This is a genomic window from Streptomyces beijiangensis (genome assembly GCF_017315755.1).
Classification (GTDB): domain Bacteria; phylum Actinomycetota; class Actinomycetes; order Streptomycetales; family Streptomycetaceae; genus Streptomyces; species Streptomyces beijiangensis.
In genome coordinates this window covers 1-4,136 of the sequence record NZ_JAFLRJ010000333.1, presented here as the reverse complement: position 1 = coordinate 4,136, position 4,136 = coordinate 1, and the positions used below count along the sequence as shown (strand labels likewise).

Genomic DNA, 4,136 nt, shown 5'->3' with positions numbered 1-4,136 from the left:
CCATCAGCCCCACCGCCCCGAACCTGAAACTTGGCGACGGTGCAACCCTCGCGGCCTCCCGGATCATCGACATCAAGTCCGTCGTCGAGGATCTCGGCGGCGAGGAACGCCGTTCGGACACCCCCTCCGACACCACCTTCGCGCTCCAGGCCGAGGTCCTCTTCCCGAAGAACAGCGCCAAGCTGAACCCGGCCGCAGCCTCCCGTATCAAGGCCATCGCCACCGAGATCGGGGTCCAGCACGCCACGAACGTCCGCGTGTTCGGCTTCACGGACGACCTCGGCTCCTACGAACACGGCAAGGTGCTCTCCAAGCAGCGCGCCGACGCCGTACAGCAGGAGCTCGCCAAGTCCCTCCCCGGCGCGTCCTCCATCACCTTCCAGATCCGCGGCTACAGCGAGGACTACCCGATCGCTTCCAACGCCACAGAAGATGGCCGCAAGAAGAACCGCCGGGTGGAGGTCTCCTTCCCCCGCACCGCCACATAGCGGATCGCGCGGCCGGCGCACGCTCCGGAAGGAATCGCCCCGCAATGCCCTTGGTACCCGCCGATCCGACCGTGGTGCATCGCATGCCCGAGCAGCCGCGGGTCGTGCTGCTGAAGCCCCTGGTCACCTCCCCGCTGATCGAGGTCGGGGATTTCTCGTACTACGACGATCCTGACGACCCGACCGCGTTCGAGACCCGCAACGTGCTGTACCACTACGGGCCGGAGAAGCTGGTCATCGGGAAGTTCTGCGCGCTGGGCGAAGGGGTGCGGTTCATCATGAACGGCGCCAACCACCGTATGGACGGCGCCTCCACCTTCCCCTTCCCGATCATGGGCGGGCCCTGGGCCGAACACTTCGATCTCATCACCGGCTTGCCCGGCCGCGGCGACACCGTCGTCGGGCACGACGTGTGGTTCGGGTACCGGGCGATGGTGATGCCCGGGGTCCGGATCGGGCACGGCGCGATCGTCGCCTCCGGTGCGGTGGTCGTGGACGATGTGCCCGACTACGCGATCGTCGGAGGCAACCCGGCCCGCCTCATTCGACGCCGCCACGAGGACGCGGACATCGCGCGGCTGCTGGAACTGGCCTGGTGGCACTGGCCTTTGGAGCACCTCACCCAGCACGTGCGGACGATCATGGCGGGCAGCATCGCCGAGCTGGAGGCCGCCGCCCCGACCGGCCAGTAGAGATAATCAACCGGACGCTTGAGAAAATCAATCACCTCGCATTAGTCTCGGGCTGTGAAGAGCTACCAGCAGTACTGCTCCGTTGCCCGCGCGCTGGATGTCGTCGGGGACCGGTGGGTGCTGCTCATCGGCCGGGAGTTGCTGGCGCTGGGGCCGAGCCGGTACAGCGATCTCAAGCGCGGCCTGCCCGGGATCGCGACGAATCTGCTCGCCGACCGGCTCAAGGTGATGGAGGCCGAAGGCCTGATCAAGCGCTATGACGCGCCCCCACCTGTGGCGGCCACCCTGTTCGAGCTGACCGACCGCGGTCGCGGCCTGCAGAGCGTGCTGCATGCGCTGGCCGAGTGGGGACTGGAGCGGATGACGACCGGACCCGATCCCGAGGACGCGGTGCAGCCTCAATGGGTCGCACTGCTCGGCGGGTTGATGCTGTCCGATCGCTTGCCCGTCGGCGCGGAAGTCGTCGTGGGCATCGAATCCGAGGGCGAGGTGATGCGCGTAACCCTGGGCCAGGAAGGGTTCGCGATCCGGCGCGGCGCGACCTCGGACGCAGCCCCGGCCCCCGACGTCACCCTCACTGGTCCGCCGCAGCTCGTCGGTGCTGTCCTGTCCGGCGTGCTGAGTCCCGACCGGGCGACGAGCGAAGGGCTGAGGATCACCGGCGCGCGCCGACTGCTGCACGACCTCGTCGCAGCGCCCTCCGGCGCATTCCCTCAGGTTCCGTGACGAGGAGCGTTGCCATGACCTACGCCGAAGCCGACCTCATCGCGACCATCGAGCAGCTCGCCGGAGCTGAGCTGTCCACCCTGCCCCAGGCTCAGCTGGACGCGATCGACCAGTACCACGCGGGCGGGACCGATGCGGTCGACTGTCTGATCCCGCATCTCGCGCTCACCGCAGGCATGACCGCGCTGGACGTCGGGTCGGGGCTGGGCGGACCGGCCCGGCAGATCGCCCGATCCACCGGCTGCAACGTCGTCGGCGTCGATGTCACCCCCGCCTACGTCGATGCCGCCCGGGTCCTGACCGACGTCGCCGGACTCACCGACCGGATCGAACTCTTCTGCAGCGACATCGCAACCTTCGAGCCGACCGGGTTCGACGCGGCCTACTGCATCCATGTCCAGATGAACATCGCGGACAAGAAGGCGTTCTTCGCCGGCATCGCTCGCCGTCTGCGGCCGGAAGCGCGACTGGTGATCTTCGAGGTCTGCAAGAGGGACGGCAGCACCGAGCCGGAGCTGCTACTGCCCTGGTCGCTGGACGGTACCGACAGCCACCTGGTCACTGCGGACGAACTGCGCGACACGATCCTTTCCAGCGGGTTCGCGTCCCTGGAGTGGGTCGATGAAAGTGACTGGGCCCGGCAATGGTTCGAGGACTTCGGCCGCCGGCTCGCGGGTGCGAATACTCCGGCGGCCCTGCCCGCCCTGCTGGTCGAAGGTCCGACCCGCATGCTCAACTTCGCGGTAGCCGTCGCCACGGGTGCCGTGACCATCCATCGAGGTGTATTCGTCCGGGCCCCGAGCGGCTGACGCCCCTGCGGTCTCAGCCCTGCAGGAGGTGGTCCGCTTTGCCGGCCTTGATGTCCCGGATCAAGGTCCGCAGGGCCTCCTGGCTGTCGGTGAGGTAACGGTCCTCCTGTCCGGCGACGGCGATGTAGCCGTTACCGGCGGCGTCCGTACCTATGCGGAAGCAGTTGTTGCCCTCGCCGCAGAACGCGTCATCCCATTTGATATCCGACATGTCTACTGCTCCTAGAGTTCGCGGGCGATGGAATGGATGAAGTCGCGCGACCGATCGGGGTCGAGCGTATGTACGTCCATCCACTCCAAGTGGGCACGATACTTGGCCAGTTGAGCCTCGGCATACGTGAATTCCGGCCCGTGGGCGGAGTCGAGCTGGACGGTGTCGAGCTGCGGAACGGGCCCCTCGGCGTAGAGCAGGGCGTGGCCCGCACCAGGGAAAGAGCCGCCTTCAACGGGGAGTACGCGCAGCCGGATGCCCGGGCGTTCGCACATGGCGCACATGTGGTCCAACTGCTCGCGGGTGGTGCGTCGGCCCCCGAACTGCATCCGTAGCGCCGCCTCGTGAATGTAGCCGACGTAGTCGACGGGCTGGTCGCGCTCCAGGACCTGTTGGCGCTCCATGCGGTGAGCGACCCGGAGCTCGACTTCGGACGGTGGCAGTTGGGGGATGACCAGTTTGAAGATTGCTCGCGCATATCCGCTCAGGTGCAGTAGCCCCGGGAGGTGAACGGTCTGGGCCGTGTGGAGCCGAGTGGCATTCCCCTCCAACTCGGCGATGTCCAGGAGGCCTTGCGGGAGAGTCCCCCGGTATTTTTCCCACCAGCCGTTGCTGCCGATCTGGGCCATGTCGACCAGAGCGTTGATGTACGCCTCGTCCGTGCAGTCGCTATTGCACGCCAGAGTGCGCAGGCGCTCGGGCGTGATGGCGCTTACGCCCAGCTCGATGTGGGACACCCGGCCTCGGTCGATGCCCAGCAGGCCGGCAGCCGCCTCGGCGGAAATGCCTGCTGACGTGCGGATCTTGCGCAGCTCGGCGCCGAGCCGTCGCTGCCGTTCGGTGGGGGAGGTGCGCGCGCCCATGCCGTTCCCTTCGCTGTGCGGTCGAGTGCAGTCTGCCGTGAGCGTGTCCGAGTGCACCACGAAGGTGCCGCAGTTTTCCCGAGTAGGTGCCTAATTAGACCCCACATGCCCTACGGTAGGTAATGCACCGACTACTTACGGCAGTTGGAAGTGCATCACGCGTTGCTGCCCGCAACCTCCTTCCCTGGGAGGGGCGGCCCCGCGTCAGGGAGACAGGCCCACCAGCCGCCGCGTACCCCCACAACCGCCAACCAGGAGTTGCCATGCACGCAACCACCGCCGTCACCCGCTGTCCGGAGCCCGCCCAACCCCACCACCGCATCCCCGCCCTGGCCTACAGCCTCACC

General features: G+C 67.4%; 6 protein-coding genes. 4 read left to right on the top strand and 2 right to left on the bottom strand.

Annotation, left to right across the window (positions count from 1 at the left end; genetic code table 11):
- The 4 genes from J0695_RS29500 to J0695_RS29485 form a co-directional block, all read left to right on the top strand.
- The coding region (locus J0695_RS29500; RefSeq protein WP_206967109.1) for an OmpA family protein at window positions 1–488 on the top strand (488 nt) is incomplete at its 5' end.
- Window positions 489–532: 44 nt separating this feature from the next.
- Window positions 533–1,180 (top strand): CatB-related O-acetyltransferase, encoded by a 648-nt coding sequence (locus J0695_RS29495; protein ID WP_206967107.1) that lies wholly within the window; start codon window positions 533–535, stop codon window positions 1,178–1,180.
- Window positions 1,181–1,234: 54 nt separating this feature from the next.
- Window positions 1,235–1,906, top strand: coding sequence for a winged helix-turn-helix transcriptional regulator (locus tag J0695_RS29490; protein WP_206967105.1), 672 nt, complete (start codon window positions 1,235–1,237; stop codon window positions 1,904–1,906).
- 14 nt (window positions 1,907–1,920) lie between these two features.
- Window positions 1,921–2,715, top strand: a complete 795-nt coding sequence (locus J0695_RS29485) for an SAM-dependent methyltransferase (protein ID WP_206967103.1) — start codon at window positions 1,921–1,923, stop codon at window positions 2,713–2,715.
- Window positions 2,716–2,728: 13 nt separating this feature from the next.
- On the opposite strand, the gene J0695_RS29480 is transcribed toward J0695_RS29485, so the two are convergent.
- A complete protein-coding gene (locus J0695_RS29480) occupies window positions 2,729–2,926 on the bottom strand; it encodes a hypothetical protein (RefSeq protein ID WP_206967101.1) in 198 nt (65 codons plus the stop codon).
- A gap of 11 nt (window positions 2,927–2,937) precedes the next feature.
- Complete coding sequence (locus J0695_RS29475; protein ID WP_206967099.1) at window positions 2,938–3,789, bottom strand: helix-turn-helix domain-containing protein; 852 nt, start codon at window positions 3,787–3,789, stop codon at window positions 2,938–2,940.
- Window positions 3,790–4,136 lie beyond the last annotated feature (347 nt).

Coding starts and splice junctions, on each gene's coding strand:
- J0695_RS29495 (WP_206967107.1), top strand. CDS start 533: ATGCCCTTGGTACCCGCCGATCCGACCGTGGTGCATCGCATGCCCGAG.
- J0695_RS29485 (WP_206967103.1), top strand. CDS start 1,921: ATGACCTACGCCGAAGCCGACCTCATCGCGACCATCGAGCAGCTCGCC.
- J0695_RS29475 (WP_206967099.1), bottom strand. CDS start 3,789: ATGGGCGCGCGCACCTCCCCCACCGAACGGCAGCGACGGCTCGGCGCC.
- J0695_RS29480 (WP_206967101.1), bottom strand. CDS start 2,926: ATGTCGGATATCAAATGGGATGACGCGTTCTGCGGCGAGGGCAACAAC.